Source organism: Patescibacteria group bacterium (genome assembly GCA_035288465.1).
GTDB lineage: Bacteria > Patescibacteriota > UBA1384 > DATEAH01 > DATEAH01 > DATEAH01.
This window is the reverse complement of sequence record DATEAH010000005.1, coordinates 100,262-126,991: the sequence shown is the minus strand read 5'-3', so window position 1 is coordinate 126,991 and position 26,730 is coordinate 100,262. Positions and strand designations below refer to the sequence as shown.

The window sequence follows — 26,730 nt, the reverse complement described above, 5'->3', positions numbered from 1 at the left end:
ATGAATGTAAAACCAATCTTTGTTAAAAAAGATCTTTTAATTTTTAAATAATATGAGGTAATTTGCTTAACCATATGAATCTTGGACCAAAACAAAAACCCAAAAAAGCTAAAAAAGCTTTAATTTGGACTTCGGTAATTTTTGGGATTATTCTAATTGCTTGGCTAGCGGCTTTTGGAATTTCCTCAATTTTTAATTTTTTCAACCAAGGTTCAGCATCAAAATCACCATTTTTAAATTTAATCTCTCGAGTGACTGGCAAATCTGATGCGAAACTTAATGGTGAAGACGCTGATCGGGTAAACGTGCTCTTGCTGGGCATGCCAGGTTCGGGTCATCAGGGGCCAGAATTAACCGATACAATTATGATTTTATCAATTAAACCCTCTGAAAATAAAGCGGCTTTAATTTCTATCCCCCGAGATTTATATGTCAAAGCTCCGGGCACAAGTTCTTATGTAAAAATTAATTCTGTTTATGCCCTAGGTAAGGAGAAAGCCAATAATGCTAAAAATTCCACTACCAAACATAGTTTATTAATTGCTAAGGCGCCAGAAAATGGTTATGAATATTTGAAACAAACTATTACAGATGTGACTGATTTGCCCATCCATTATTATATTAAAATGGATTTTGTCGGTTTTGAAAATATTGTTGATGAGTTGGGCGGTATCGATATTTATGTTGAAAAAAATCTTTACGATCCCTATTATCCAACAGATAATTATGGTTACCAAACTTTAAAAATTTCTAAAGGCCAGCAACATATGAGCGGCTCCTTAGCCCTAAAGTATGCCCGTTCCAGAGAAACTAGTTCTGATTTTGACCGCGCTAAAAGGCAGCAGCAGGTTTTAACCGCGATTAAAGATAAAGCGGTTAAATTGTCATTTTTTGATGTTGGAAAAATTATTAAATTACTCAAAATAATTGATCAGCATTTCACTACAGATTTGAGCTTTAAGGAAGTTGAGCGCTTAGTCACACTTACCAAAAATATTGATCGAAGCAAAATAATCAACAAGGTGTTTGATAATAGCACCAAGGGTGTTTTGAAATCGGCAACATATAATGGCATGTTTGTTTTAATTCCAAAAGCGGGCATTGGCGATTATGATCAAATTCAATTGATTGCCAAGAATATTTTTGAAACAGGTAATGTCGAATCCGAAGCGGCAAAAATTGAAGTTAAAAATGGCTCTACGACAGTGGGTCTGGCTACCACTACCGCCAATTTGCTCAAAAAAGAAGGCCTAAATATTATTAATGTTACTAATGCCGAAAAAACCTCAACTACTAAAATAATCGATTATACCTCTGGCGCCAAGCCCGCCACGCTTAAATTACTGCAGCAATTAATTTCTGCTCAAGTTTCCCAACAAAATCCAGCCTCGACCACCCAAGCCGATATCATCATAATTTTAGGCGCAGATTTTCAATCAATCACCTCTTCGAGCAGTTCGAGCTCAGGGGAGTAAACCAAATGAACTTTGCCGATAAAATTAAAATTACAGTTTTCATCCTTGTTCTTTTTGGTTTTTTTGAAGCTTTATATTTTAAGCAACAATTTTTTTGGGCAATCTTGATTCCAATTTCCATTGGTTTTATCCTCGCAATTTTTTGGATTTTGGGCCCGGATCTTATTAGGCGCAAACGGCTCAAAATGAAAAAATTAATCCTGCCCCTACTCTTAATTTTTGGCGTGGTTTTTTTCCTATTTTTTGAAGCTTCCGGACTTTTAAGACAAATTGTGATTTTTTTGGGTATTATTGCCAACTTACTCTTTTTTATAAATTATAAAAAAATTCCCCTCGAAAGGCCCAAAGATCCCAAAAATATATTAGTTTTTAATTTTTTATTTTTTGTTTTAAATCTCGCGGCATTTTTAGATTTTTGGGTAATTTATAGCATTTATTTTAATTTCGGCTTAGCCCTTTGGTTTAGCATGGTTTTAATTTTAATAATCAGCCTTGGGCTTTTTTATTATTTATTTTGGGCGACAAATGTTTTTTCAGATTTTATTTTACCTTTTGTTTCTCTGCTCGGTTTAGTCATGCTCGAAGTTTTTGTCGTGTTATCATTTTGGCCAGCCAGTTTTGCCACTCAAAGTATCATATTAATTTTAGTCTTTTATACTTTTTCGGGTTTGTTGCTGTTAAAAGCTAAAAAAGAATTAAAAAATCGTGATATTGCTGAATTTATTATAATTTTCATCATTATTTTTGCCCTTATACTTGCGACTTTAAAATGGTATACTGTATTTTAGAGAGATTAAATAAGGAGTTTTATGTCAAATGGTTTTGTATCTTATCATGCCGAAGAGCCAAATGAAACTAAAAAACCTAAGTCTTTACTTTCAATATTTGCTCGAATTTGGTTCGGATTTTTGAACTTTTTCAAAAACTTTTTTAAATCCTTTAAAACTATTTTTACTGGTTCAAAAGATGTTCATACTTTTCGCAAACGTTTAATTTGGAGTATTGTGATTGGAATTGTGGCAGTTTTTATAATTTTAGTGGTAGTTTTTGGAATTGGATTATATAAGTACCATTGGAATAATACAGCCGCAAAATGGGCGCAAAAAATTGTGCCATATCCAGCCGCAACCGTGGGCGCTAACCCAATTTTACTCAAAGATTATAATATCAGATTGGGATATTTGGAACATTATTATGAAAAAACCAAACAAAAACCAAGCCAAGATTATAAAGCGGCGGCACTCGAAGATATGATTAACCAAGAAATTTACAAACGTGAAGCTGCCAAATATGGCATTAAAGTCACCGACAAAGAAGTTGAAGATACTTATCAACAATTAGTCGTTGGAGAAGGTGGCGAAGATAAAGTCACCAAACTTCTTGAGGAATTGTGGGGTTTTGACATCCAATATTTTAAAAGCTTAATTCGTGATCGTTTATTGCGTGAGAAATTAAATGAAGAAATACCCTTAAAAGTTAACCTCAAGCAAATCCTACTTCAGATTCCAGATAAAGCTGATAAAAAAACCAAGGATGCTTTATCAGCAAAAGCTGAAGCCTTTAGAGCCGATGCGAGCAAAAATAATAACTTTGCCACTTTAGCCACAAAATACTCTGAAGATGTCAATTCCAAAGATAAGGGTGGCGATTTGGGCTGGGTATATATGAAAGATGTCGCTGCCAAATTAGGCACAGAATGTAATGATAAAATTGGCAAAATGGGCACTAACGAAATTGTGGTTTGCAAAAGTAAGCATGCCTATCATGTGGTGATGCTGACCGAGCGCAAAGGCAAGATTAATGACGCTATAAATGTTTGGTTTGAAAATGTTAAAAAGAAAACGAGAATTTGGCGTTTTGTAAAATAATAATGATTTTTTATACAAATTATAATTAATTTTCCTCAACTAATTTTCGAAAAACCCGATAACAAGTCATCACGTCGTCAAGCGCGGCGTGTTCTTTTTCTTGAACAATTCCGAGCCTCTCAGCCAATCTGGATAATTTTAAACTTTCCAGATCCTGCAATTTGCAGTAAGCAAATGAGATTGTGTCTAAACTATGGTAATGCCAGCGTACCGGAATTTGCCAGCGTCGAAAATGATCTTCTAAAAATGGTCGGTCAAAAGAAATATTATGTGAGACCAAATAACTATCGCGGGTTTTGCGAGAAAATTCTTCCAGGGCCGCTCGGGGTTCTGAAGCTTTTTCCCAAATTTTCGGGTCGAAATGATTAATTCGCAAAGCGACCGGATCTGCGCCGCGCAAATTATAAGGTTTAATTCTTTTATGCCAGGTTTCTAAAATCTCAAAATTTTCAGGATTGACTATCAATAAACCGATTTCGATAATTTCGTGTTTGTGTCTGTCAAGACCAGTAGTTTCAATATCGACAAAAGCTAATTTGCTATTATCTTTGGTTTTCATTTTCTCCTTTGGTTTAATTTTAATTTCCGCCAAGCAAGTATTTTTTCACTTGCGTCAAAATCGCTGGCGCGTCAATTTTATCAATAATCGTAATTTTAAATTTGTTGTTTTTTGGAAAAATAAATTGATTTTTTCGAATTTTAGGAGCTGGAATTTTTTGTTGAGAAACTATCCCATAATTTTTACTCACCGCCACGGCGGCTAAGTCAAAAAATACCCAAAATCTTTTTAGTACGTGTGGTAAAATTTTACTAATAATTTTGGGTTTCGTCCAATTATTATCAATAATTTCTCCTAAATAATTTGCAAGAGGCGATTTTTGTGATTTTAACTCTTCGCTCAAATTCTTCGATTGTAAGACCAAATCATCAGCTGTTCCCCATGCTGGTATAATAATTAAATTTGCTTCAGTCTCAAACAAAATTTTTGCAGCTTTAATATCGCCCAAAAAATTTTCCTCTCGACATTTAAATTTTTCAGCTTCCTTTTGATTTTTAAAACCACCCAACCAAATCATGCGACATTTTTTTACTAAGTCTGGTCGTTTTAGGATTAAACTCGCTAATTCAGTGGCAGGACCAGTGCAAACCAAATCTATTTTTTGTGGGTTTTTAGTGATTTCTCGAATAATAAAAATTAACCCCTCGGAATTTTTAGGCTTATCTGCTAAATTTAGTGGGGAATTAGCGCCCCTAAAAACTGGAATTTTCGCCTTCGCCAATTTAATAATATTTTTAGCTTCAAGGTAATTTGTTTCCAGCGATTTTTTGCCTTGCTTGCGATTGTTTTGGCTAGCCACTATGCCTAAAAGATTAATCTCGGGAGATTTTAAAGCATAGGCGATCGCAAACTGGTCATCAATTTCATTTTTGGTGTCGCAAATTAAAATAATTTTTCTTTTCATTTTTTAATCCCTTGTTCTATTTTATCAAAATTTACTCTTAAAATAAAGAAAAATCTTTCGAAAGAAAGATTTTAAAACCGGGGCCGACCAGATTTGAACTGGCGATCTCAAGCTTGACAAGCTCGCGTGTTAACCAGGCTACACCACGGCCCCATGATTTGTAATCTTATTTTACCATAAAATTCGTATTTGTAAATATGATTTGGCTTTATTTTATGTCTTGTCTTTGATAAAATTAAATCAAGAAAGAGTGAGGGAAAATGGCTGAATATCGCCAGAAAATAAAAGAAATTATTGACTATCCTGTTAAAACTTATCAGGGTTGGCAATATAAAAATACAACCTTGTTGGTTATTAGTATATTTCTCTTATTTTATTTTGCCGAATCTGATTTGATTAAAAATATTATTGAAAAAATTGGGGAAATGGGGTATTTCGGAGCAGTTATTACTGGGATGTTTTTCGTCTCTACCTTTACGGTTGCACCGGCAATGGTGATTTTGTATAATTTGGCTGATATATTAAATCCTTTCGAAGTTGCAATATTAACTGGAACTGGTGCGGTAATTGGTGACTATTTAATCTTTCGTTTTTTTAAAGATAAAATTTTTGGGGAGTTGAAACCATTTTTTGAAAAAATTAAAGGATCATATCTTTTTAAAATATTTAATACCCCTTATTTTGCATGGTTTACTCCTTTAATTGGTGCTGCAATTATTGCTTCGCCAATGCCAGACGAAATGGGAATTGGCATTTTAGGAATCTCCAAAATGAAAAATTGGCAATTCTTGCTACTGTCTTTTTTCCTCAATGCCACCGGAATTTTTATTATCGTAACTATTGCCCGTTCGTTTTAATTTATATATTTTTTTATCAAGATTTAAATGATTTTTTACCCTTTATTTAGGGTATTTTTTAATTTAATCTTGACATTTCCAGAGTTTTTTGCTATAAATAAAGCAGTTTCAAGGGATTTTCTGCTGACTTCAGCCTGGGGGACAGCCACAAACCAGTCGCAAAACCCGCCACACAACTGAAGGGAGAGTCGCAGAAATGGCAGGATCTGTTGCACCGAGTGCAGTAAAGTCATCGTCGTCCCCGCGGCAAATGTCAAACGGCATCCTCAAGGTCTCGAGCAAGTCCAATACCAATTTAGTCGCTGGCGCAATCGCCGGTACCATCCGTGAAAAGGGTCGGGCAGAAATCATGTCCATCGGCGCCGGCGCCTTGAATCAGGCCGTTAAGGCGATCGCTGTCGCGCGCGGCTACTTGGCTCCCTCAGGGATTGACTTGATCTGCCGGCCGGCTTTCGCTAATCTGGTCATTGATGGCCAGGAACGCACCGGGATCAAGTTGTCCGTCGAACCACTCATCCGATAGACCGCGACCCAACCCATCCCAACCAGCAGAAAACCCTACCAACAGGCGAAAAGGCCGTGTTCGGAAGATGGATAGCAGATTTTTGCTATCACCCCCGCATCATCCGAGTATGGCCTTCCTTTTTTATTAGCCTTGAATTTGCTAATATATAAGAAGTGCGGTAGTAGTTCAGTGGCAGAATGCTTCCTTCCCAAGGAAGAGGTCGCCGGTTCGAATCCGGTCTACCGCTCATTCTATCGATGGCGGGCAGGTAAGGTGGAGGCGCCAGTTCGATCCCGGTATCCCGCTTTTTAAATTGTGAAGATTGCCAAAAAGTGCTAAAATAAGATTGAAATTACTCAGATTTTGCCGTCTTAGCTCAGCGGTAGAGCAGCACTTTCGTAAAGTGAAGGTCCCCGGTTCAAATCCGGGAGACGGCTAGGAAATAAAAATGGATTTTACCAGTTTATTAAATCAAATTCTTCCCAAAAGATCCTTTTCTTTTTGGAAAAATAAAGTAATTTTGTCAATTAATTTGGCAAATTTAGCCATGCTAGTGGTGATTTGGATTTTGTGGATTTGGAAAATGCGCGCAATTGGCCAAATTTATTCGCCGCTGATTACCAACCGCTTGTTAGCCAATTATACTTTATATTTACTGCCAATTTTTAACACTTTGGTTTTAATGATGAATTTATATTTGGCGCAAAAAGCTTATCTTCGGGAAAAAATGGCAAGCTATTTTTTGATTTTAATTATTACATTTATTGAAATTTTAACTTTAGAACTAATTAGATTTTATCTTTCTCAAGGTTTTTAAATGATCAATTATCTCTATTATAAAACCCGCTTTTTGGATTATATCCCGGGGACAATTTCCTGGTTAGTCCTAATCGCCCCAATCATTATTGCCGCCACATATCCGACTTGGATCGCAATTTTTGTGATTATTTTTGATTTTTACTGGCTGGTCCGTGCCATTATTTTTGGCGGTTATTTGATTTCAGGGTATTTACGAATTAAACGGGATTGTCGCGTTAATTGGATAACACGTATGAAAAAACTTAAGAAAAATCCCAAACTTTATTTATGGAGTTTAATAGAACAAAAAGAAAAAGCAGGCTATTTTGAAAGAAAAAGATTAGCTATTGAAATTCGCAAAGCTAAAAAAGCCCTCAAAATTGGCTTTTTAGATTGGGAAAAAATATTCCAAGTCGTAATTTTACCAACCTTCAAAGAACCGTTGCAGGTTTTGTCAGCTTCAATTAATTCTTATCTCAATGCTGAGTGGCCAAATAATCGTTTAATTGTGGTCGTGGCCATGGAAGAAAGAGAAGGCGAAGAAATCCACCCAAAAGCCAAAGCCTTGCAAGAAGAATTTGGCGGGAAAATGCATAAATTTATGATTACCTATCATCCTGCCGATATTGTCGGCGAGCTCAAGGGCAAGGGTGCTAATTCGAGTTGGGCCGCCGGAATTTTAAAAAAATATTTGAGCTCGCAAAAAATTGCCGATGAAAACATTTTAGTTTCTAATTTTGATGCTGATACCCGAGTCCATCCGAAATATTTCTCCTGTTTGACTTATAAATATATTATTCATCCCAAACGCCGTTTTCGCAGTTTCCAACCAATTCCTTTATATTCCAACAATATTTGGCAAGTGCCCTCGATTAACCGTTTGGTGGCATTTTCAAGCAGTTTTTGGCAAATGATTGAATCGACCCGGCCTTATCGAATGGTCAATTTTTCCTCACAAGCGATGAGTTGGCGGACTTTAAAAGATATTAATTTTTGGGATAAAACCATTGTTTCTGAGGATTCAAGGCAATATTATCGCGCCTTTTTCAAATATGCTGGCGATCATCAAACGGTGCCAATTTCCTGTCCGGTTTATATGGACGCAGTTTTAGGAAAAAATTGGTGGCTGTCGTTAAAAAATCAATATCTTCAAAAAAGACGCTGGGCTTGGGGAATTGAACATTTTCCTTATTTTGTTAGAGAATCACACCGTCATAAAGATATCCCGAGATGGGAAAAATTGGTGCAGATTTTTCGCATGATTGAGGGGCATATTAATTGGGCGACCGCTTCTTTGCTGATTGCTTTTACGATTTGGTTCCCTTTTGTTTTCCACCCCGAATTTCGAACCGATGTTTTGGGTCATAATTTGCCAATTTTCGCCAGATATTTATTGATGTTGACTTGGGCCGGTATTATTATTTCCGCCACAATTTCCACCTTGTTATTACCACCTCGGCCAAGGCATTATTCACCGGCTAAATATATTGAAATGGTTTTGCAATGGTTTTTAATTCCCATTTCTGCGGTTATTTTTGGTTCTCTACCGGCTATTGAAGCTCAAACTCGATTAATGATTGGCAAATACTTAGGTTTTTGGGTAACACCAAAAGACACCGTCGCTAAAACGGCAAATCCGGCTTCCCGATAATTTTTAAAATTGATAATAATTTGATAAAATGAATAAGATGACTTTATTATAAAAAGGTGCTATTTAAGGAGGGTGATGAAATTATTAGAAAAAGACAATTTTATTCAATTTCTAAAATTTGCCGTGGTGGGCGTTTCGAACACTTTAGTCGATTGGCTAATCTTTTTTCTATTGACGCATTTGACCTCTTATTTTGCCTCGAATGAGGTTTTTGCCAAGGTCATTTCTTTTGCGGTGGCAGTGACCAATAGTTTTATTTGGAATAGTTTGTGGACTTTTCGCAAGGAATACAAAGCCGGCTTGGAAGCTGAAGATAAACGCACGGTCGGCGCGATTTATTTTGGCAGATTTATCGCTGTCAGTGTTGTGGGTTTAATTTTTAACACTTTGGTTTTTATGATTATTAGACCAGCGGCCGGCATGATTTTTAGCCAAACAGCCTTAGCACAATTATCAGCTTTGTTGGTGGCGACTTTAGCAGTTTTGATTTGGAATTTTCTGGCGAATAAATTTTGGACCTACAAAATTAATCCTGAATCTTTGGCAAAAGTGCGCAAAGACCAAAATGTATATTTAGTGGCAATGCTAATGTTATTGGTTATGTTCACGGTTTCTTTAGTTGTTTCTAAAAATGATTCAGGTATTGTGGATGAAATTGCTCATATTCCCGCCGGCTATGGTTATCTCGAAAAACAGGACATGCGCTTAAATCCTGAACATCCACCATTGTCTAAAGCCTTTGCGGCCCTGCCGTTAACCTTTGTAAAGCTGAATAACTTTTTTGATGATTGGAGCTGGAAAGACGCTAATCAGTGGGAAGCAGGCTGGCAATTCTTGTATCGAGCTGGCAATTCCGCAGATTTTATTCTGTTTTGGTCAAGAATTCCCATGATTTTATTAACGCTTTTAGTGGGTTGGCTGGTATTTATTTGGGCTAAAAAATTATACGGCACCAGAACAAGCTTATTTGTCCTATTCCTATATATATTAAGTCCAAATATTTTAGCTCATGGCCATTGGGTGACGACTGATATTGCCGCGACATTGGCTTTTTTGGCCGGAATATTCTTTTATGATCGCTACTTACGTCACGCAACTCGGAAAAATTTAATTATCGCCGGCTTGATTTTTGGGGTGGCGCAATTACTAAAATATTCCGCCTTTTTATTAATCCCAATGATGGGGGTTTATTTAATTTTTTGGGTAATTTTAATGCGCAAAGACCAAAAATTTTGGGCATTTTTTGGCAAGCAAATGTGGGCGTTAATACAAATTGTGGTAATCGGCTTTGTTTTGGTTTGGTTGGTGTATCTTGCCTTTTATTGGCGAACTCCGCTCGACGTCGAAAAACATTTAATCGATGTTTCCTTGCCAACTGTCGGCCAAGCGCCTTTTAACCATTTCTTGAAAACTTTAGCTGGCATTCCGGTTGTCTCAGCCTTTGGACATTATTTATTAGGGTTTATAATGGTTTTTGCCCACGCCGAAGGAGGTCACACCGCCTTTTTGCTGGGTAAGTTTTCGCAAATGGGCTTTAAGTTATACTTTCCACTTGCTTTCTTATTCAAAGAATCTTTGCCAGTTTTGATTTTGCTTTTTGCCTCTTTTGCGGGAATAATCATTGGATTAATAAAGAGAAAAAGTAGTCTAATTTCTCCTGACGAACGGCGCGAAGATGCTTGGAACTTAGTATTGTTTTTGGTGATGCCAATAATATATTTTGCCGTTTCCATTAATGGTAATTTAAATATCGGCATTAGGCATTTGATTCCAACCTTACCATTTTTATATCTCTTGATTGGCAGATTTGTCCGACCAGTCTTAATTTCTAAAATTAGCTGGAGAACATTTGCCGTTTCTGGTTTGAGTGTATGGCTATTATTGGAAACTGCTTTTACTTATCCGCATTATATGGGATATTTTAATGAAATTAGACTGGTTTTGGGCTTAAAAAAACATCAAATTTTGGTAGATTCTAACTTAGATTGGGGCCAAGATCTTAAACGCTTAGCCGAATATACGAAAGAAAATCATATTTCTGAAATTAAAGTTGATTATTTTGGCGGTGGCGTACCAACATATTATATTCCGGGTGCAGTTGAGTGGCATTCTAAATTTGGAGAAACCAAGGGCTGGTTGGCAGTTTCCGCAACTTTTTATCAGATGTCAAAATATTTTGGACCAAAAGAAAATCAACCAGATTATTCATATTTGGATAATATTAAACCGACGGCGGTGATTGGTGATTCGATTTTAGTCTATGATTTGAAATAAATAGAGTGGAGAAAAATGAATAAACCTTTTTTATCAATTATAATTCCTTGTTATAAAGAAGCGAAAAATTTAGAAACGACATGGGCTGTTTTTGAAAAATTTGCCACCTCGCAAGATTATTCCGTGGAATTAATTTTTGTTGATGATGGTAGCCCAGATAATACTGCCGAGGTTTTACAAAAATTAACTGCCGGCAAGGATTTTTGTCAGGCAATTATTCAAGATAAAAATCATGGCAAAGGTTTTGCTGTTAAAACTGGCATGCTCAAGGCGACAGGTGATTGGCGTTTATTTGCTGATGCCGACAATGCCACCCCAATTGAACAAGTGGAAAAATTATTAGCCTACAAAGACAAATTTGAGGTGATGATTGGCTCGAGATATTTAGAAGAGGGACATTTAAAGAAAAAACAACCCTTATACCGCATTTTGGGTGGTCGGTTTTTGAATTTCTTTTTTAAGATTTTTACTGGTTTAAAAATAAAAGATTCGCAGTGCGGCTTTAAACTATTTTCCGCCAAAGCCGCGCAAGAGATATTTCCCAGGCAAACCTTTGCCCGTTTTAGTTTTGATATTGAAATTTTAACGATCGCCAAATTTCTAGGATACCAAATTGCTGAAGTCCCGGTTGACTGGTTTGCGAGAACCAAAGGCACAGTGAATCCGATTCGTGATGGCATTCGCTTTTTATGGGCTTTAAAAGTGGTGAGATGGAATTTGATTCGCGGCTTATATAAAAAACCAGTTGCTAAAATGCGCGAAGTTTAATTTAAATTAATCTGGATTTTTTGTCAATTTTCAAGTATAATTAAATAAATTCGAAGTTCGAATATTATTTTGAATTTATAATTTGAATTTTTAACGGGGTGTGGCCTAGTGGCTTAAGGCGCCACGTTTGGGACGTGGAGATCGTGAGTTCAAATCTCACCACCCCGACCAGTTTGCGGGTATCGTATAGTGGTTATTATGTCAGCTTTCCAAGCTGAAGACACGGGTTCGACTCCCGTTACCCGCTTATTTCTTTGTACCGTCTAAAAACGGCAAAAAGAAATAAGTAAGTGTGTCGAACCCGAAGCGTTAGTCACTTATTAAAATCAACGTGATATTTTAGCAAAAACATTAAATAAATTTTAATTCAATTGCGTTGAGACGGGCTTCAGCCCTTCGACTCTCGTTACCCACTAGAAGTTATTACCCTAATGATAAAAATTATTGAATCAAATGAGCCTTTGGTTAATCTTAAAAAATTATGTCCTAATTTTGTGATTGATTTAGATGCTTCAAGAATGAAAAAAGAAAAAACCGCATATTTAAGAAAAACTGTTGCTAAAATGTTGCAAAAAGCAGAAAAATTTTTACCAAACGGAATGACCTTTATTATTGGTGATGCGTGGCGGCCACAATATGTTCAAAGAAAAATTTTTAAAGACTTTATCTGTAAATTTACTAAAAAATATCCCAAATGGTCAGAAAAAAGAATTATCAAAGAAGTTGAAAAATATGTTGCCCCCGCTGATGGCAAATATGCCTCCGGCCATATGACTGGTGGAGCCGTAGATTTGAGGTTGTGGAAGAATGACCGAAAAGTACCGATGAAAAGCTCAAAATTATCTTATCAAGAAAATGCCAAATCCATTCAATCTAAATTGCCGGTGTATCTTCAAAATAATCGGAAAATAATGTTTACAGCATTGGCTAAGGCTGGTTTATCAAATTATCCAAGTGAGTATTGGCATTGGTCATATGGTGATATTTGGTGGGCAGAAAGAAATCATCAAAAAATTGCCAAATATGGGGTGATAAAAGAAGTATCAAATAAATGAAAAAAAACATCAAACATCTAAATAATTTATTACTTTTAATCTTGGCAGCAGGATTTTTTTGGCTCGGTAGCAGTTTTTTGGAATATGAATACGCTAAAATCAGAAATCCACAAGCCACTTGGATCGCAAGCCCCAAAACCTTTGATATGACAATGGGTTCACTCATGCTGGTCGGCAGTTTAACAATTTTTGTGATGCTTTCTTTAATCTATTATAAAAAATTAGAAAATCGTACTTGGTTGTGGGGAGTAGTTATTGTCGAAGCCGGACTTCTAATTGTATTATCAGCAGTCCTTGGGTATAATAGATTTATCTGGATTTTATTGCCAAATGGTTTTTAAATTTTAAATAATAAAATAGGTTATAGCTTCTATGTGATAGCTTCTAATTTTAACTAAAACCTCGAACCTGAAACCTATAACCTAATTCTAAAAGGAGGGGGAATGTTCAAGATTAAAAAGATTTTTAATATCTTGGTTAGTTTTGCGATTTTTACCTTGGTTTTTGCCTCAAGCGGGACGCTTCAGGCGGCTGATGGTACCTTAGATCAAAGTCATGAAGTGACCAGTTCAGATGGCTCATTGGCAATTAAAAGCCATCAGCGGATCGGGCAAACTTTTAAACCCACCATGGAAAAATTAACCATGGTTGTGGTCTATATCACAAATGCTGTTGGTACCCTCGATCTATATGTTCGTTCGGGTGAAGCGGGTACGGTTTTGACGCAAATGTTTGGCCAAGCCGCTATTAATGGTTGGAATAGTTTTGATATCACCAATATTGATGTTGTTCCTGGACAAACTTACAGTATTTATTTAAATGCTTCAACCACAAACACGCAATGGTCATATACTGATAGTAATAAATACGTCAATGGCCACGCTTATTGGGATTCAACTGTTGATAATGATAAAGACTTTGGTTTTAAAACTTTTGGAATTGATACCACGCCGCCTGCTGCGCCTGCTGATGCTGATGATACTCCAACTGGTGTCGATACTTCTACTAATGCTGGGGCTTCACCCGCTGCCAATACTACCACCACCATTAAAGCTCCAACCGCCGTCAGAGCCGAAAAAATCACCTCAGACTCAAAAACCGCGGCAAAAATTTCTTGGACAAAATCTGTCACCACCAATGTTGATGGTTATCGAGTTTTTCGCAAAGGCGGCGAGGTTAAAGATTTTAAGCAAGTTGCACAAACCACATCTGCTATTACTAATTTTATTAATTCTAATGTAACCACAGATATAAAATATACTTATATGGTTCGAGCCTACAAAGGCACTAAAGAATCAGTTAACTCCAACGAAGCCGAAATTACCCTAGCTAAAAGTAGCACGAAAAAATCCACGTCCACCAATGGTTTATCTATTGACCAAATAAATTGGACAGATCCAATTTATTTAGCATTTTTTGGCTTAGCCGGAGTAGCAATTTTGGGCTTTTTGCTTTGGTATTTGATTCATCGCCGTAAAAAACTTGAAGCCGGACTCTAAAAACAATTTAGCTCTTTTTTAAAAATATAAACTCAAAATAAAAGTTTAAATCACTTCTATTTTGTGTTATAATATGCTTGATTTAGGTATTGAAAATTGTGCCCTCGTAGCTCAACGGATAGAGCAACACCCTTCTAAGGTGGAGGTTGCCAGTTCGATTCTGGCCGAGGGTGCCAAGCCAATATTAGGAGGCAAAATGCAAACATATGAATATTTAATCAGCAAATTAGAAGAAGAAGCCGCCATGCAAAGAATTCCCATTATTAGCCGCGAAGAGGCCATCTTTTTGGGCGAAACCGTGCAAAAAAATCAACCTAAAAATGTTTTAGATATTGGCGCCGGTATTGGCTATGCCAGTTTATTTTTAGCGGCGGCAATGCCCGAAGATGGTCATTTGTTTGCCGCGGAGAGCAATTTTCATGCCATCCAAATATTAATGCAAACAGTTAGATCCGCCGAATTAGATCATATTGTTGAGGTTATTTCTGGCGATATTTTAGAAACTTTACCCGTCATGGATATTAAATTTGATTTGGTTTTTTTGGATGCTAACCCCGAAGAAAATTCAACATATCTAAAAATGTTAGAAAAAAAATTACACCCAGGTTCAATTATTTTAGCCTCAAGAGCCCAATCTGAAAGCCATGTCATGAAAGATTATTTGAATGAAGTTAGAAAATCAGAAAAATATGATTCAAATCCGCATCATTTTCTCGACGATTCTATAGAAGTCAGCATTGTGAAATAAAATATGGTGGCTGTAGCTTAGCGGTCTAAAGCGCCAGTTTGTGGTACTGGAAATCGTGGGTTCAAATCCCATCAGCCACCCCATTTGCCAAGATTTCGAAGGATAAGTTTTTTAAGCACAGAAATATCTTGAAATAAAAAAATAATTTTAAGGAGGAAAATGGATTTAAAAGAGATTTTAAAAAGTTCAGTTGAGGGGACTGGCGAAGTCTCAGAAGCTTTAATGAAAACCACCGCCGACATTGTCAAAGAAGGCACGCATGACATTGGCGATATTTTTGGCGCCATTATTGATCTTGGCAAAGAGGGTGTAGTTGATGTTACCGAAGGCGTTAAAGGGGTTTTTGTTGGGGTCGTAAAGGCTTTGGAGGGTTCGGGAAAAACTACCGAAGAAGCGGTTGAGGAGGTTTCTAAAAAAGCTGTAACGGCTATTGGCAGCACCGCTAAAGAGGGTGCCGAGGAAGTTGGCGAAGCCGCCCGCAAAGGCGTTGAAGAAGCCAAAAAAATTATTAAAGAACCTTTCGAGAAATAAAAAATAGGACTCACCTCCAGGGCTTATCTTTCGCGTTGTATTTTTTACACGCTGATTATGGCTGTAATATGATTAATGTTTAAAATCAAGACTTTAATATTTGAGATTGATTGATTTTTTGGTTAAAATGGAATTATGGAAAAATTTTGGGCCGGCGGGTTTTTATATAATCCGAAAAACAAAACCATCCTTTTACACCAAAGGGATTTTAAAACTAAATTTAATCCTGGAAAATGGGCTTTTTTTGGTGGTTTAAACCAAAAATCAGAATCACCAAAAGATTGTTTTATTCGTGAATTAAAAGAAGAATTAGGTATCAATATCCAGACTGAACAAATCAAACCAGTTCGAGATTATTTAAACAAAGAATTTAATACTTATCGTTATGTTTTTTATGTTGAAAGTGATTTGGCGAAATCAGCCATGACTTTAAAAGAGGGAGCAGATTTTAGCTGGATTGATATTTCAAAAATCGCTCAATATGATCTTACGCAAAAAACTAGTTTAGATTTGAAATTTTTTCTGAAAAATATAATAAATTAAATATAAATAGGTTAAATATTATTCTTAATATGGTATGATAAAGTTATCGCAAGAATTTTAGCGTTAAAAAAGGAGGGGAAATGGTAGATTCTAAAACTGAATCTACACCAAAACCGTCTCCAGTGCCTGCTTCGCCCACACCATCAACACCTGCGCCAAATAAAGGCAGCAAGACGCTGTTGATTATTATTTTAATAATTGTTTTTGCTCTAATCTTATTGGGAGTTGGCGGATTTTTCGGTTGGCGATACTTAGCCGCTAAATTAAAAAAGACCAGCACACCCACTACCACCACGACCCAGAATAGTTCCCAAACTTTGCAAAATCTCGAAGAGGCTCTAAAATATCCAGCTTCAGTTGTTACTAAATCCGAAAAGGGAACCGGTACTAATGAAAGTATTGAAAAAACAATGGAAACCACCGATAGTCTGACTCAAGTTTATTATCATTATATGCTTTTAGCCTCTGACCAAAAATGGGGTTTGGGTAGCCGCGGATATTCTACGGGTGGCGGCGCAGCCCGGATAAGGATTGAAGAAAAAGATTTTCAAGCTTATTTAAATTTTGAAAAAAATAACGCCACCAGCAAGGTCAATATTAAGCTTTCTTTACAACTTGGTCAATTTACTGCCAGTACCGATTATGATTATGATCTGACTCCTCCGACTAACTCCTCTCAATCAACTTCGTCAGCTACTAAATCTGGAACTACTCCCACGAATAATTATGTGATTAGTGATTCAAATACGCGAATAATTTCAGAATCTGAATTAATTAATTTAACCCCTTGGTTGCTAAAAGTCGCCAGAAATGAAATATATGCCAGACATGGCCGAGCTTTTGTTCATAAAGATTTACAATGTTATTTTGCCCAACAGAATTGGTATAGTGTAAATACGAGCTATTCAAATTCGTTATTGACGACAATTGAAAATAAAAATATTACCACGATCTTAAATTATGAAGAAAAAATAAATAGCCCTCTTTTAAGAGTAGATTCTGGCTGTTAAATTCTGGCTGTTAATTTGGGTTTTGATTTTTAGTTAAAAGTAGAATATAATCGAAATATTGGTTTGGTTTTTCCAGAACTCATGAAGGAGGGTTAACCTCTTGAATAAGTGCCAAATCATAAGATGGATATTAACATCGGCGAGCTTATTATTTATTGTTGTTGTTGCGGGAAAAATTACCTCAGCCTATCTTAACGGTTTTAAATTATCGCCAATAATCCCTTTAACAATTTTAGCTCTTTTAGCTTTCTTTATCTTTATCCGTATTTTTATTGATGAAATTACAATCTCCATTAAGGTTACAAACAGGACCTTCCATATTAATAGCACAACATACTCATGTGGCGTCAATCAAGCAAGGCTTTCCTTCGAACAATATTTGCGCAGCAAAGGCGCCAAGATTTGCCAAAACCCAGCTGAGGCAGAATATTTAATGACTTTTAAGATGGGACCAAGCGCAAGTTTGCATTGCTTAATTGAAGATAAGCACAACCATCAAGGATCAATCATTTGTTCTGGTGAGGATTGGCCATTTTCAATTGTGGAAGCAATTTGTGTTTTCATCACCTATAACCAACCACCACCCCGATCTTTTAGCCAGAGGCACGGCTAATTCTAGTTGGAAATTATTTTCCGCCGGAATTGCCTATCGCCTCTTTTTTATTTTTAGTATAATTTGTGGTATAATCAAATTACAAAGGGGATGCGATGACAATTAAGGGAATAGTCGCAAATCCAGGCAAATATACTGGGATTGCAAAAATTATTGGCACCAAAGCTGATTTAACAGGTTTTAAAAAAGGTGAGATTTTTGTCGCCCACTCGATTAATCCTGGTATTGCCTCCACGCTTAAAAAAGCCGGCGCCATTATTACTGATGAAAGCGGCTTGACTTCACATGCGGCGATTATTTCCAAAGAAAAAGATATCCCTTGTTTGGTTGGCACCAGAAATGCCACCCTGGCAATTCGAAGTGGTGATAAAATTTTAGTCAATGCAGTTGACGGTTGGATTAAGATTTTATAATAATCTTGAAATAACATTCAAATATAATTAGCCATTATTAATCGGCGATTAGTTTTTAATATTGAAAATGAATTTATCATTTTGGAAAGGCTTTTATGGCTGTCCCAAAAGCAATTTATAAAAAAATCCTTGTGGCTGATGATGAAAAATCCTTAGCCAGAGCTCTTGAATTAAAATTATCAGATGCGGGTTTTAAAATTGTGTCTGTAGATAATGGCATTAAAGCCATGCAAATATTAGAAAAAGAAAATTTTGATTTAATTGTTTTAGATTTAATTATGCCTGATATGGATGGATATGAGGTGATGGAAAAATTAAAAGTGATGCATAACCAGACCCCAATTATTGCTCTTTCGAATTTAAGTCAAGAAGAAGATATTCAAAAAGCCAAAGATTTAGGCGCAAATGAATATTATATTAAATCTGATGTGCCGATTGTGGAAATTGTTAAACACGTTCAGGATTTTTTCAAAAAATAAAAATACCGCCAGTTCTAATTTCAAAGGAGGGAAATGAAATTAGGAATTCTTGAAGAAAAGATCAAAGAAATCCTTTTAAGCGAAAAATATATTACCAAAGAAGATCTCAAGCAAGCTGAAAAAAATCATAAACTCAATCGTGTTTCAGTGATTGAATATTTATTAAATACCGGTATTATTAGTAAAGCTATCCTGGGTCAAGCGATCGCTGAGCAATATAAGGTCGCTTTTGCGGATTTAAATTATTATCAACCGACTCGCGAACAAGTTTTGCGAATACCCAAAGAAATTGCCAAAAAATTACACCTTTTGTTGTTTAAAGAAACTGAAGATCAAGTTATTTTAGCCACAGATTATCCAAGTCAGATTTTAGATGAGAAAACAAAGACAATTTTCAAAGATAAAAAAATTATATTAGCTTATGCTTTTGGTGAAGAAATTGAAACTGCCTTTATCCACTATAAGGCGCCTCTTAAAACTCGTTTTAGCGAAATTATCGCTTCAGAAAAAAGAATCGCTCCAGAAATCATTCAAGCGATTATTGAAGATGCTTTGATTTTTAGAGCCTCAGATATCCATTTTGAACCGCAAAGCAAAGAAGCAGTTATTAGATTTCGCATTGACGGTGTTTTAAGAGAAGCGGGCAGATTACCTAAATTAATTTATGAAAATATTTTAAACCGCATCAAAGTTTCCTCTAATATGCAAATCGACGAACATTACGCGGCGCAAGACGGCACCATGCGTCTTATTCATAAATCAGAAATAATTGATATGAGAATTTCGGTCGTGCCAACCCTGGATGGAGAAACCGTAGCGATTCGTTTACTTTCCCAATATGTGAGGAGTTTTACCTTAGAAGATATAGGACTTTCTCCGACTGATCAGGAATTAGTAAAAAAAATTGCCAAAAAACCTTTTGGGATGATTTTAGCCACTGGTCCGACCGGTTCTGGTAAGACTACCAGTTTATATGCTTTGCTCAAAATATTAAATGCCACTGAAGTGAATATTACCACTATCGAAGAACCAGTTGAATATCGAATTGTCGGTACCAGTCAAATTCAAATCAATCCTCGGACTAATTTAACTTTTGCGAAAGGTTTGCGTTCAATTATCAGGCAAGATCCAGATATTATTTTGGTTGGCGAAATTAGAGATCGTGAAACTGCCGAAATTGCCGTTAATGCCGCTTTAACAGGACACTTATTACTTTCAAGTTTTCACGCCAATGATGCTTCGACCGCAATTCCGAGACTTTTAGATATGGGTATTGAGCCATTTCTCTTGGCCTCGACTTTGGAATTAGTGGTTGCCCAAAGATTGGTACGCCAGATTTGTCCAAGTTGTCGTCACTCAAAAAATGTCAAATTAGCCAGCCTTAAAAAAATTCTTCCAAATGCTGAAAAATATTTTCAAGAGAATCAAACCCTTTATGAGGGCAAGGGTTGTGCAAGTTGTAACCAAACCGGCTTTAAGGGACGAACGGCAATTTTTGAATTAATCCCAAACTCTGGCGAATTAAATAGCTTGATTTTGAAAAATCCTTCTTCAAATCAAATTCAAGCCTTAGCTCGAACTCAGGGGCACAAATCTATGTTTGAAGATGGTATTCAAAAAGTCAAATTTGGACTCACCACTTTAGAAGAATTGCTCAGGGTTGCTTCGCCCGAAGGATAAAATTATATGAATCAAACTGCTACCAAAAAACCTCCACAAAAACGTTCTCGTTCGCCTTTTAATATCGGTTTTCGTCAAGAAAAAGATTATTTTATTGAAAATTTAGCCATGCTTTTGACTTCTGGCATGACCATGATTCAAGCGATTGAAGCGGTCAAATCTGAAACCAAAACTGCTAAAATGTTGAAAATTATGACTGACCTTGAAGAAGAAATAAATTCCGGTTCCGCACTTTGGCGGGCCTTAGCTAAATTAAAAATATTTCCAGACTATATTATTTCTTTGGTGCGGGTTGGTGAACAATCTGGTCGTTTAGCTGAAAATTTAAAAATGATTGTCGAGGAACGTCGCAAAGATCGAATTTTCAAATCACAAATTTATTCCGCGACCATGTACCCAATCTTGATATTACTTATGGCGTTAGTAGTTGGAACCGGGATCGCTTGGTTTATTTTACCAAAATTAGCCTCGGTTTTTAAACAATTAAGAATTGATTTGCCAATCACCACTAGGGCTTTAATTGCGCTAGGCGAATTTTTAGGTCAATATGGTATTTATGTTGTCCCATTTTTTTTACTATTTACAATTTTTTTAGTCTATTTTTTATTTTTTAATTCCAAAACCAAACATTTAGGTCAAGGGTTATTATTTAGATTGCCTGGCACCAAAAGATTAATTTTAGAAATTGAAATTTCTCGGTTTGGTTATATCTTGGGAAATTTATTAGAGGCAGGTTTACCGATAAGTGATGCTTTGAGTTCTTTGAAGGGGGTGGCGACTTTTCGGGCTTTTAAAAAACTTTATGGGTATTTTGAAGTTAGTATTGCTGAAGGCAATTCTTTTAAAAAAACTTTTGCCAATCTTCCCAAGATTAATAATTTAATATCAAACCCTTTACAGCAAATGATTGTCGCCGGAGAACAGTCCGGAAATTTATCAGATGTTTTGTTAAAAATTGGTAAAATTTATGAAGAAAAAATTAATCTTACCACCAAAAATTTAGCCATTATTTTAGAGCCAGTGCTGCTCATTATCGTTTGGGTGGTAGTTTTATTAATTGCTTTATCGGTAATTATGCCAATTTATAGTTTAATCGGCGGCATGAACAAATAAATAATGAACTAATAATAGAAGCTGATAGATTTATGAAAAGAGATCATCGAAAAACTAAAAATCGCTTGGGTTTTACTCTTTTGGAAGTTTTATTAGCCATTTCGGTTTTTGCCGTTATGGTTGGTTTAACAGCTCCCATTTTTCAATCTTTTCAGGTAAAAAATGATTTGGATATTGCCGCTGAAATCACCGCCCAAACCTTGCGTCGTGCCCAAGCTTTATCTAGATCTGGCGAAGGTGATTCAAGCTGGGGATTTAAAGCGCAAATTGGAAGTTTGGTGCTTTTTAAAGGTAACAATTACCTTGGACGCGAGAGCAGTTTTGATGAAGTTTTTGAATTGCCCTCGACCATCAGCTGTTCAGGAAATGCCACCGAAGTAGTTTTTGATAAATTAACCGGCTTTCCAATCAATATTGGTAATATTATTTTGTCCACCTCTAATAATACGAGAACGATTATATTAAACGAAAAAGGCATGGTAAGTTATTAAAAATGACTAAATTATTTTTCCTAATTTATAACAAACAATCTTCAACTGGTTTTTCGCTAATTGAAGCTTTATTGTCAGCCGCCTTATTTTCACTAATCACCGCCACTCTTGTCGGGACGATTATTTACGGTAAACAAACTACCATGATCGCGGGCCAAAAAGCACGTGCCGCAGATTTAGCCGAAGAAGGCTTGGAAGCGACAAGAAACATTAGAAATGCCAATTTTACAAATTTAACTGATGGAAATCATGGTTTGGCAATCTCGGCAAATGTTTGGACTTTTTCTGGAACTCAAGATGTGACAGATATTTTTACTCGTCAAATCGCCATCTCAACCGTTGATGTCAATCGAAAGCAGATCACCTCAACTGTCACCTGGCCGCAAAATTTGCAGCGTCCAGGTACCATTTCTTTGGTAACCTATCTGACTAATTGGCAAAAAACGATACAAAACAAAAAAGGCGGTTTTTTGGTTTATGGAGATGGTGGTACAACTGCAGATACAATTATGTATAAAACTTTTGATGCTAATTCTGGTATTTGGGGGGCTGCGACCGCGGCTGCTGATATTGATTTGGCAACTGCTAATAAGGCTTTGCGAGCCGCTCGAATTTTTGCCTCGGCGACCAGAAATGAGAAAATTTTAGTTTCTCGTCACTTTAATAGTACCACTCAATTTATTTACGCTCAGGTTTTTAATGGGACTGGTTGGGGAAATGTAAATCTTTTATCAAGCTGGTCTGCAAACACCTTTTTGGACGTCCAGAATTTTGATGGTGCATATTTGTCAAACGGTGATTTTATGGTGGTATATACTGATAATACTAATATTCCCAAGTTCAAGATTTGGAATGGGATTTCCTGGTCAGCTTCAAGTATTTCCTGTCAATTAATTGGTGCGGCGACGGCGAGGCCTAATTATATTGTTTTGAAGAATCGACCAAGTTCAAACGAAGTGATGTTGGCAATTTATGACCAAGCGAAAATTATTACCACTCAATATTTTAATGGTTCAAGCTATGTTCAAGATAGTTGGACCCTTTTTACTACCCATCCTAGTCGATCAAATTTGAATTCCAACCGGGTTGTTGATTTTGATTGGAGCCCAAATAATAACACTAAAGGTGGTTTAGTTTATACCAGCAACTCCTCTAATAAACGATTAAGTGTTAATGTTTTTACCGCCAATGGAAGTGGTGGGGGAGGCTGGGCAACTGCGGCAGTTAGCCCAACACAACCTGGTGCCGTCGGACCAGTTTCAATTATTGGTCAACCCGGAGCAGATTATTTTCTCGCCTGCGACAAAGATTCTACGACACGAAATGTTCAAATTAATTGTTACCGGGCTAATTATACCCCTTTATTAACCGCTACCACTAATGGTCGAATCACCACCTCAGCAGATCTTAGAATTTCCCGAAATTATCAACCTGGTTTTGAACCGGTTAGCGCCAGCTTAGCATTAATAGTTTTTTCTGAGTTATCTGGAAATTATGCCCCTAAATTTAAAACTTATAATCCCGCCACAAATACTTGGGATTTAACCTCAACCGCGATCAATACGGCGCCATATTCTTTGGGTGATGTCTCAAGTGTGCGAATGATTTCAGAAACTGATACCGATGATATTATGGTTTTGTTAGCAGATTCTAATTTAGATTTATATTCATTGGTTTGGGATGGCGCTAATAATGCTTTTTATGCCGCACCTGCAGGCGATGCATTTAGCCAACACGGCACCAATGGTTCCGCAGTTTTAGATTTTTGGTATGATTTTGCTTGGAGTATTTTTTAACGAGTAAGTTTTAGGAGTCTAAATTAATGAAAAATAATCAATCTCTAAAATCTGCCCCAAAAACAAGCTTTAAGGCTGGTTTTACCATGATTGAATTATTACTTTATACGAGTTTAGCTTCTCTATTACTTTTGGCTATTTCAATCTTTATTTCTTTAACCTTAGAATCTCGAATCAAAAATCAAACCATGGCTGAGGTCGAAGAGCAAGGTTCGCAAGCAATGCAAATTATTTCCCAAACTATTCGCAACTCAGCCGGAATTAATTCTCCCAACCAAGGGATTTCGTCTCCCACCTTATCTTTAAATGTGCCAGATGTTAGCAAAAGTCCCACAATTTTTGATCAATCTTCGGGAATTTTGAGGATTAAAGAGGGAAACTTAGCGCCAGTTTCCTTAATATCATCACGAATTACAATTTCAAATTTAACCTTTCAAAATCTTACCAGAACCGGCACTAAAGACATTATTAGAATTCAAATGACTATTAGTTATGTTAATAATAATTCGAGAAATGAATATGATTATCATAAAACTTTTTATACCAGCGCCAGTTTAAGATAAAATGGGGATTAAATGAAATCTAATTGTAAAGTAAAATTTTCAGGCTATATCACCCTAATTAGTGTTTTAATTGCCGGCGCCGTGAGTTTATCGGTGGCAATTTCCTTAATTTTGCTCGGCTTAGGAAGCTCAAGGACTAGTTTTTCCAAAGAGCAATCTGGTCAGGCCAAATCATTAGCCAACGCCTGTGCTGAGGAAGGTTTACAAAAAATTAGAGACGCCACTTCGTATGAAGGCTCTGGTAGTTTAATTTTAGGCCCGGGAACGTGTAATTATACTGTCACCATACAATCTGGTCAAAATCGAACCGTGACCGCGACTGGTACGGTTAAGTCAGTTATAAAAAAAGTCCGAGTTACTCTTGATACCATTTCTCCACAAATTCATCTTACCTCATGGCTGGAGGTAGCAAATTTTTAAACAAATATGTTATAATAAAATTAAAATATAACAAGGAGGTATCAATGTATCAGTTTTCAAAAAAAGGCTTCACTCTTTTGGAGATTTTATTGGTGATTGCTATTATTGCCATTTTAGCGGCAATTGTCATTGTTGCTATTAATCCTGGCAAACAATTAGCAGACTCCAGAAATGCCCAAAGATGGACGAACGTCAACACCGTTCTCAACGCCGTTTATCAGTATTCTCTGGATAACAATGGCAATTTACCAGCTTCAATTACCGCAGTCAACACAGAAATTTGCAAATCAGGCGGAACCTGCACTGGCTTGATTGATTTGTCAGTTTTGACCACCAATGAAGTTTATTTAACCTCAATTCCTACCGATCCCCAAGGGGTCTCGACTAATGGCGCCGGCTACGAAATTGTTAAAACTGCAAATGGGAGGGTAACAATTTCTGCACCTGATGCGGAAAATAATGTTACGATTTCAGTCACGCGCTAATTATTAAAAATAAAAACCATCAAATTTAATTTAACCGGTTAAACACAGGCTGATATGTTTTTGTTCTCAAAAAATAAAAAAGAAACCGCTAACAATCTTGGCCAAAATCACCAAAACCAAATCCAAGCGATTTTACCAATTCTTAAGAAAATTTCTCAAGGTGATTTTTCGGAAAAATTGTCCGAACTTGATAATTCTAATCCAGATTCCGAGTTTATTTTAGCAATAAATTCAATGATTGATAAATTACATCTGGAGAAAGAGAATCAAAAAAAGTATGCCCAGAATCGATTGGCAAAAATAATTCCTATAATGGAAAAAGCCATCCGAGGAGATTTTAGCAGTCGAATTGAAGTACCTAATATCAAAGATGAATTTACCGAATTTATTGTCACTCTAAATTTAATGATTGATGATTTAAAGGAATTAGACAACGAACGGCGAGAAAATACCAATAATTTGCAAAGAAAAGTTAAGGAAAGAACTGTTGAGCTTAAAGATACGGTAAGCTATATTACCAAAGAAAAAGAAAAAACCGATGCGATTTTGCACAGCATTGGTGACGGGGTTTTTACGCTTGATCGGGATTTAAAAATTACGATGTTTAACCGGGTTGCCGAAAAAGTGACCGGATACACCGCCGATCAAGCGATTGGCAAGCAATATCAAGAAATTATTAAATTAATTAATGAAATTGATGAAGCAATTTGCGACCAATTCATTAAAAATTCATTAACCAGTGGTGAAATTATTGACGCTCCTAATCAGACAGTTTTAATTCGTCAAGACAAAAATCGGATTCCAGTTTCGGGATCAGCCGCTCCTCTTAAAAATAAATTAGGTTTGGTAACCGGCTGTGTGGTAGTTTTGCGAGATGTCACCAAAGAAAGAGAAATCGATCGGGCAAAAACTGAATTTGTCTCTTTAGCGTCCCACCAGCTTCGCACCCCACTTTCTTCGGTTAAGTGGTATGCTGAATTATTAATGGCCGGCGATGCGGGCAAAATAACCGATAACCAACAAAATTATCTTCAGGAAATTTATAACAGCAATGAAAGAATGATCGCTTTGGTGAATGGTTTGTTAAATGTTTCACGAATTGAAATGGGCACTTTGATCATCAAACCCGTGCCTGTAGATTTTCCTTTAATTGCTAAATCAGTTCTTGATGAATTAGGTCCAAAAATTGCTGAAAAGAAATTAAATATTAAGCAAATATATGAAAAAGGCTTGCCAAAAATTAATGCCGATGAAAAAATTGTCCGCGTCATTCTGCAAAATTTAATTACTAACGCGATTAAATATACTCCAAATAAAGGGAAAGTCAGTATTACTATTAAAGAAGATAAAACCAATGTTTTAATTAGAGTGGCTGATAATGGTTATGGGATTCCCAAAAAACAGCAGGCCAATGTTTATAATAAATTATTTAGAGCTGATAATATCAAAGAGCGAAGCACCCAAGGTGCCGGCTTAGGTTTATATTTGATGAAAGCGATTTTAGATCAGGTCGGTGGCAAGACTTGGTTTAAATCAAAACAAAATAAAGGCGCCACTTTTTATGTCAGTTTGCCGCTTTCTGGGATGAAAGAAAAAGAGGGTACAAGAAATTTGACCTAAAAATTGAATTTT

General features: G+C 36.3%; 29 protein-coding genes and 7 tRNA genes. 33 read left to right on the top strand and 3 right to left on the bottom strand.

What is annotated here, in order from left to right:
• The first annotated feature begins 74 nt into the window (after positions 1 to 74).
• Genes VJJ80_01405 through VJJ80_01395 form a run of 3 tightly spaced genes read left to right on the top strand, consistent with a single transcriptional unit; the run spans position 75 to position 3,343 of the window.
• Positions 75 to 1,475 carry an LCP family protein gene (locus tag VJJ80_01405; GenBank protein HLC38764.1) on the top strand — a complete coding sequence of 467 codons (1,401 nt, stop codon included), beginning with the start codon at positions 75 to 77 and terminating at the stop codon, positions 1,473 to 1,475.
• A gap of 5 nt (positions 1,476 to 1,480) precedes the next feature.
• Entirely contained in the window at positions 1,481 to 2,263 is a 783-nt protein-coding gene (locus VJJ80_01400; protein ID HLC38763.1) for a hypothetical protein, read from the top strand.
• A gap of 21 nt (positions 2,264 to 2,284) precedes the next feature.
• The gene (locus tag VJJ80_01395) at positions 2,285 to 3,343 is read left to right on the top strand and encodes a peptidylprolyl isomerase (protein HLC38762.1); all 1,059 of its coding nucleotides are present in this window, start codon (positions 2,285 to 2,287) and stop codon (positions 3,341 to 3,343) included.
• Between the two features lie 25 nt (positions 3,344 to 3,368).
• Here the strand turns inward: VJJ80_01395 and VJJ80_01390 are convergent, their stop codons facing one another.
• The 3 genes from VJJ80_01390 to VJJ80_01380 form a co-directional block, all read right to left on the bottom strand.
• Positions 3,369 to 3,902, bottom strand: a complete 534-nt coding sequence (locus VJJ80_01390) for a 3'-5' exonuclease (GenBank protein HLC38761.1) — start codon at positions 3,900 to 3,902, stop codon at positions 3,369 to 3,371.
• Positions 3,903 to 3,921: 19 nt separating this feature from the next.
• Positions 3,922 to 4,806 carry a nucleoside hydrolase gene (locus VJJ80_01385; GenBank protein ID HLC38760.1) on the bottom strand — a complete coding sequence of 295 codons (885 nt, stop codon included), beginning with the start codon at positions 4,804 to 4,806 and terminating at the stop codon, positions 3,922 to 3,924.
• Between the two features lie 78 nt (positions 4,807 to 4,884).
• Positions 4,885 to 4,959 (bottom strand) — tRNA-Asp (locus tag VJJ80_01380).
• A gap of 107 nt (positions 4,960 to 5,066) precedes the next feature.
• Here VJJ80_01380 and VJJ80_01375 point away from each other — a divergent pair.
• The 30 genes from VJJ80_01375 to VJJ80_01230 all read left to right on the top strand — a co-directional run bounded on the left by VJJ80_01375 (position 5,067) and on the right by VJJ80_01230 (position 26,718).
• Positions 5,067 to 5,663: a hypothetical protein gene (locus VJJ80_01375; protein HLC38759.1), complete on the top strand. Its 597-nt coding sequence runs from the start codon at positions 5,067 to 5,069 to the stop codon at positions 5,661 to 5,663.
• 250 nt (positions 5,664 to 5,913) lie between these two features.
• Positions 5,914 to 6,186, top strand: coding sequence for a stage V sporulation protein S (locus VJJ80_01370; GenBank protein ID HLC38758.1), 273 nt, complete (start codon positions 5,914 to 5,916; stop codon positions 6,184 to 6,186).
• 157 nt (positions 6,187 to 6,343) lie between these two features.
• A tRNA-Gly gene (locus tag VJJ80_01365) sits at positions 6,344 to 6,415 on the top strand.
• A gap of 118 nt (positions 6,416 to 6,533) precedes the next feature.
• Positions 6,534 to 6,605 (top strand) — tRNA-Thr (locus VJJ80_01360).
• 11 nt (positions 6,606 to 6,616) lie between these two features.
• Positions 6,617 to 6,985, top strand: a complete 369-nt coding sequence (locus VJJ80_01355; protein HLC38757.1) for a hypothetical protein — start codon at positions 6,617 to 6,619, stop codon at positions 6,983 to 6,985.
• On the top strand, positions 6,986 to 8,617 hold the full coding sequence (locus tag VJJ80_01350) for a glycosyltransferase family 2 protein (GenBank protein ID HLC38756.1): 1,632 nt from the start codon (positions 6,986 to 6,988) through the stop codon (positions 8,615 to 8,617).
• A gap of 75 nt (positions 8,618 to 8,692) precedes the next feature.
• Positions 8,693 to 10,891: a GtrA family protein gene (locus tag VJJ80_01345; protein HLC38755.1), complete on the top strand. Its 2,199-nt coding sequence runs from the start codon at positions 8,693 to 8,695 to the stop codon at positions 10,889 to 10,891.
• Between the two features lie 15 nt (positions 10,892 to 10,906).
• The gene (locus VJJ80_01340; GenBank protein HLC38754.1) at positions 10,907 to 11,659 is read left to right on the top strand and encodes a dolichyl-phosphate beta-glucosyltransferase; all 753 of its coding nucleotides are present in this window, start codon (positions 10,907 to 10,909) and stop codon (positions 11,657 to 11,659) included.
• Positions 11,660 to 11,753: 94 nt separating this feature from the next.
• A tRNA-Pro gene (locus VJJ80_01335) sits at positions 11,754 to 11,830 on the top strand.
• A 4-nt stretch (positions 11,831 to 11,834) separates the two neighbouring features.
• A tRNA-Gly gene (locus VJJ80_01330) sits at positions 11,835 to 11,906 on the top strand.
• 184 nt (positions 11,907 to 12,090) lie between these two features.
• Entirely contained in the window at positions 12,091 to 12,714 is a 624-nt protein-coding gene (locus tag VJJ80_01325; protein HLC38753.1) for a M15 family metallopeptidase, read from the top strand.
• Positions 12,711 to 13,055 (top strand): hypothetical protein, encoded by a 345-nt coding sequence (locus VJJ80_01320; protein HLC38752.1) that lies wholly within the window; start codon positions 12,711 to 12,713, stop codon positions 13,053 to 13,055. The genes VJJ80_01325 and VJJ80_01320 overlap by 4 nt, the downstream gene beginning before the upstream one ends.
• 102 nt (positions 13,056 to 13,157) lie before the next feature.
• Positions 13,158 to 14,213, top strand: coding sequence for a fibronectin type III domain-containing protein (locus VJJ80_01315; GenBank protein ID HLC38751.1), 1,056 nt, complete (start codon positions 13,158 to 13,160; stop codon positions 14,211 to 14,213).
• Positions 14,214 to 14,313: 100 nt separating this feature from the next.
• A tRNA-Arg gene (locus tag VJJ80_01310) sits at positions 14,314 to 14,389 on the top strand.
• 20 nt (positions 14,390 to 14,409) lie between these two features.
• Entirely contained in the window at positions 14,410 to 14,961 is a 552-nt protein-coding gene (locus VJJ80_01305; protein ID HLC38750.1) for a methyltransferase domain-containing protein, read from the top strand.
• Positions 14,962 to 14,967: 6 nt separating this feature from the next.
• Positions 14,968 to 15,044: transfer RNA gene (locus VJJ80_01300), tRNA-His, on the top strand.
• A gap of 76 nt (positions 15,045 to 15,120) precedes the next feature.
• Positions 15,121 to 15,492, top strand: a complete 372-nt coding sequence (locus VJJ80_01295; protein ID HLC38749.1) for a hypothetical protein — start codon at positions 15,121 to 15,123, stop codon at positions 15,490 to 15,492.
• 135 nt (positions 15,493 to 15,627) lie between these two features.
• Positions 15,628 to 16,035, top strand: a complete 408-nt coding sequence (locus VJJ80_01290) for an NUDIX domain-containing protein (GenBank protein HLC38748.1) — start codon at positions 15,628 to 15,630, stop codon at positions 16,033 to 16,035.
• An 80-nt stretch (positions 16,036 to 16,115) separates the two neighbouring features.
• Complete coding sequence (locus tag VJJ80_01285) at positions 16,116 to 17,045, top strand: YARHG domain-containing protein (GenBank protein ID HLC38747.1); 930 nt, start codon at positions 16,116 to 16,118, stop codon at positions 17,043 to 17,045.
• A 100-nt stretch (positions 17,046 to 17,145) separates the two neighbouring features.
• Entirely contained in the window at positions 17,146 to 17,658 is a 513-nt protein-coding gene (locus VJJ80_01280; protein ID HLC38746.1) for a hypothetical protein, read from the top strand.
• A 95-nt stretch (positions 17,659 to 17,753) separates the two neighbouring features.
• Positions 17,754 to 18,071, top strand: coding sequence for a PEP-utilizing enzyme (locus VJJ80_01275; protein HLC38745.1), 318 nt, complete (start codon positions 17,754 to 17,756; stop codon positions 18,069 to 18,071).
• A 95-nt stretch (positions 18,072 to 18,166) separates the two neighbouring features.
• Complete coding sequence (locus VJJ80_01270) at positions 18,167 to 18,550, top strand: response regulator (GenBank protein ID HLC38744.1); 384 nt, start codon at positions 18,167 to 18,169, stop codon at positions 18,548 to 18,550.
• A gap of 33 nt (positions 18,551 to 18,583) precedes the next feature.
• On the top strand, positions 18,584 to 20,230 hold the full coding sequence (locus tag VJJ80_01265) for an ATPase, T2SS/T4P/T4SS family (protein HLC38743.1): 1,647 nt from the start codon (positions 18,584 to 18,586) through the stop codon (positions 20,228 to 20,230).
• A 6-nt stretch (positions 20,231 to 20,236) separates the two neighbouring features.
• On the top strand, positions 20,237 to 21,343 hold the full coding sequence (locus tag VJJ80_01260) for a type II secretion system F family protein (protein ID HLC38742.1): 1,107 nt from the start codon (positions 20,237 to 20,239) through the stop codon (positions 21,341 to 21,343).
• 32 nt (positions 21,344 to 21,375) lie between these two features.
• The gene (locus VJJ80_01255) at positions 21,376 to 21,834 is read left to right on the top strand and encodes a type II secretion system protein (protein HLC38741.1); all 459 of its coding nucleotides are present in this window, start codon (positions 21,376 to 21,378) and stop codon (positions 21,832 to 21,834) included.
• Positions 21,835 to 21,836: 2 nt separating this feature from the next.
• Positions 21,837 to 23,630 carry a hypothetical protein gene (locus VJJ80_01250; protein HLC38740.1) on the top strand — a complete coding sequence of 598 codons (1,794 nt, stop codon included), beginning with the start codon at positions 21,837 to 21,839 and terminating at the stop codon, positions 23,628 to 23,630.
• Between the two features lie 26 nt (positions 23,631 to 23,656).
• Positions 23,657 to 24,193 carry a hypothetical protein gene (locus VJJ80_01245; GenBank protein ID HLC38739.1) on the top strand — a complete coding sequence of 179 codons (537 nt, stop codon included), beginning with the start codon at positions 23,657 to 23,659 and terminating at the stop codon, positions 24,191 to 24,193.
• Between the two features lie 12 nt (positions 24,194 to 24,205).
• The gene (locus tag VJJ80_01240; protein ID HLC38738.1) at positions 24,206 to 24,613 is read left to right on the top strand and encodes a hypothetical protein; all 408 of its coding nucleotides are present in this window, start codon (positions 24,206 to 24,208) and stop codon (positions 24,611 to 24,613) included.
• 44 nt (positions 24,614 to 24,657) lie between these two features.
• Positions 24,658 to 25,098 carry a prepilin-type N-terminal cleavage/methylation domain-containing protein gene (locus tag VJJ80_01235; GenBank protein HLC38737.1) on the top strand — a complete coding sequence of 147 codons (441 nt, stop codon included), beginning with the start codon at positions 24,658 to 24,660 and terminating at the stop codon, positions 25,096 to 25,098.
• A gap of 54 nt (positions 25,099 to 25,152) precedes the next feature.
• Positions 25,153 to 26,718, top strand: coding sequence for an ATP-binding protein (locus tag VJJ80_01230; protein HLC38736.1), 1,566 nt, complete (start codon positions 25,153 to 25,155; stop codon positions 26,716 to 26,718).
• The last annotated feature ends 12 nt before the right edge of the window (positions 26,719 to 26,730 follow it).

Bases quoted from the DNA above. Each gene is read 5' to 3' on its own strand.
- VJJ80_01405 (HLC38764.1), top strand. From the start codon at position 75: ATGAATCTTGGACCAAAACAAAAACCCAAAAAAGCTAAAAAAGCTTTA.
- VJJ80_01400 (HLC38763.1), top strand. From the start codon at position 1,481: ATGAACTTTGCCGATAAAATTAAAATTACAGTTTTCATCCTTGTTCTT.
- VJJ80_01395 (HLC38762.1), top strand. From the start codon at position 2,285: ATGTCAAATGGTTTTGTATCTTATCATGCCGAAGAGCCAAATGAAACT.
- VJJ80_01390 (HLC38761.1), bottom strand. From the start codon at position 3,902: ATGAAAACCAAAGATAATAGCAAATTAGCTTTTGTCGATATTGAAACT.
- VJJ80_01385 (HLC38760.1), bottom strand. From the start codon at position 4,806: ATGAAAAGAAAAATTATTTTAATTTGCGACACCAAAAATGAAATTGAT.
- VJJ80_01375 (HLC38759.1), top strand. From the start codon at position 5,067: ATGGCTGAATATCGCCAGAAAATAAAAGAAATTATTGACTATCCTGTT.
- VJJ80_01370 (HLC38758.1), top strand. From the start codon at position 5,914: ATGTCAAACGGCATCCTCAAGGTCTCGAGCAAGTCCAATACCAATTTA.
- VJJ80_01355 (HLC38757.1), top strand. From the start codon at position 6,617: ATGGATTTTACCAGTTTATTAAATCAAATTCTTCCCAAAAGATCCTTT.
- VJJ80_01350 (HLC38756.1), top strand. From the start codon at position 6,986: ATGATCAATTATCTCTATTATAAAACCCGCTTTTTGGATTATATCCCG.
- VJJ80_01345 (HLC38755.1), top strand. From the start codon at position 8,693: ATGAAATTATTAGAAAAAGACAATTTTATTCAATTTCTAAAATTTGCC.
- VJJ80_01340 (HLC38754.1), top strand. From the start codon at position 10,907: ATGAATAAACCTTTTTTATCAATTATAATTCCTTGTTATAAAGAAGCG.
- VJJ80_01325 (HLC38753.1), top strand. From the start codon at position 12,091: ATGATAAAAATTATTGAATCAAATGAGCCTTTGGTTAATCTTAAAAAA.
- VJJ80_01320 (HLC38752.1), top strand. From the start codon at position 12,711: ATGAAAAAAAACATCAAACATCTAAATAATTTATTACTTTTAATCTTG.
- VJJ80_01315 (HLC38751.1), top strand. From the start codon at position 13,158: ATGTTCAAGATTAAAAAGATTTTTAATATCTTGGTTAGTTTTGCGATT.
- VJJ80_01305 (HLC38750.1), top strand. From the start codon at position 14,410: ATGCAAACATATGAATATTTAATCAGCAAATTAGAAGAAGAAGCCGCC.
- VJJ80_01295 (HLC38749.1), top strand. From the start codon at position 15,121: ATGGATTTAAAAGAGATTTTAAAAAGTTCAGTTGAGGGGACTGGCGAA.
- VJJ80_01290 (HLC38748.1), top strand. From the start codon at position 15,628: ATGGAAAAATTTTGGGCCGGCGGGTTTTTATATAATCCGAAAAACAAA.
- VJJ80_01285 (HLC38747.1), top strand. From the start codon at position 16,116: ATGGTAGATTCTAAAACTGAATCTACACCAAAACCGTCTCCAGTGCCT.
- VJJ80_01275 (HLC38745.1), top strand. From the start codon at position 17,754: ATGACAATTAAGGGAATAGTCGCAAATCCAGGCAAATATACTGGGATT.
- VJJ80_01270 (HLC38744.1), top strand. From the start codon at position 18,167: ATGGCTGTCCCAAAAGCAATTTATAAAAAAATCCTTGTGGCTGATGAT.
- VJJ80_01265 (HLC38743.1), top strand. From the start codon at position 18,584: ATGAAATTAGGAATTCTTGAAGAAAAGATCAAAGAAATCCTTTTAAGC.
- VJJ80_01260 (HLC38742.1), top strand. From the start codon at position 20,237: ATGAATCAAACTGCTACCAAAAAACCTCCACAAAAACGTTCTCGTTCG.
- VJJ80_01255 (HLC38741.1), top strand. From the start codon at position 21,376: ATGAAAAGAGATCATCGAAAAACTAAAAATCGCTTGGGTTTTACTCTT.
- VJJ80_01250 (HLC38740.1), top strand. From the start codon at position 21,837: ATGACTAAATTATTTTTCCTAATTTATAACAAACAATCTTCAACTGGT.
- VJJ80_01245 (HLC38739.1), top strand. From the start codon at position 23,657: ATGAAAAATAATCAATCTCTAAAATCTGCCCCAAAAACAAGCTTTAAG.
- VJJ80_01240 (HLC38738.1), top strand. From the start codon at position 24,206: ATGAAATCTAATTGTAAAGTAAAATTTTCAGGCTATATCACCCTAATT.
- VJJ80_01235 (HLC38737.1), top strand. From the start codon at position 24,658: ATGTATCAGTTTTCAAAAAAAGGCTTCACTCTTTTGGAGATTTTATTG.
- VJJ80_01230 (HLC38736.1), top strand. From the start codon at position 25,153: ATGTTTTTGTTCTCAAAAAATAAAAAAGAAACCGCTAACAATCTTGGC.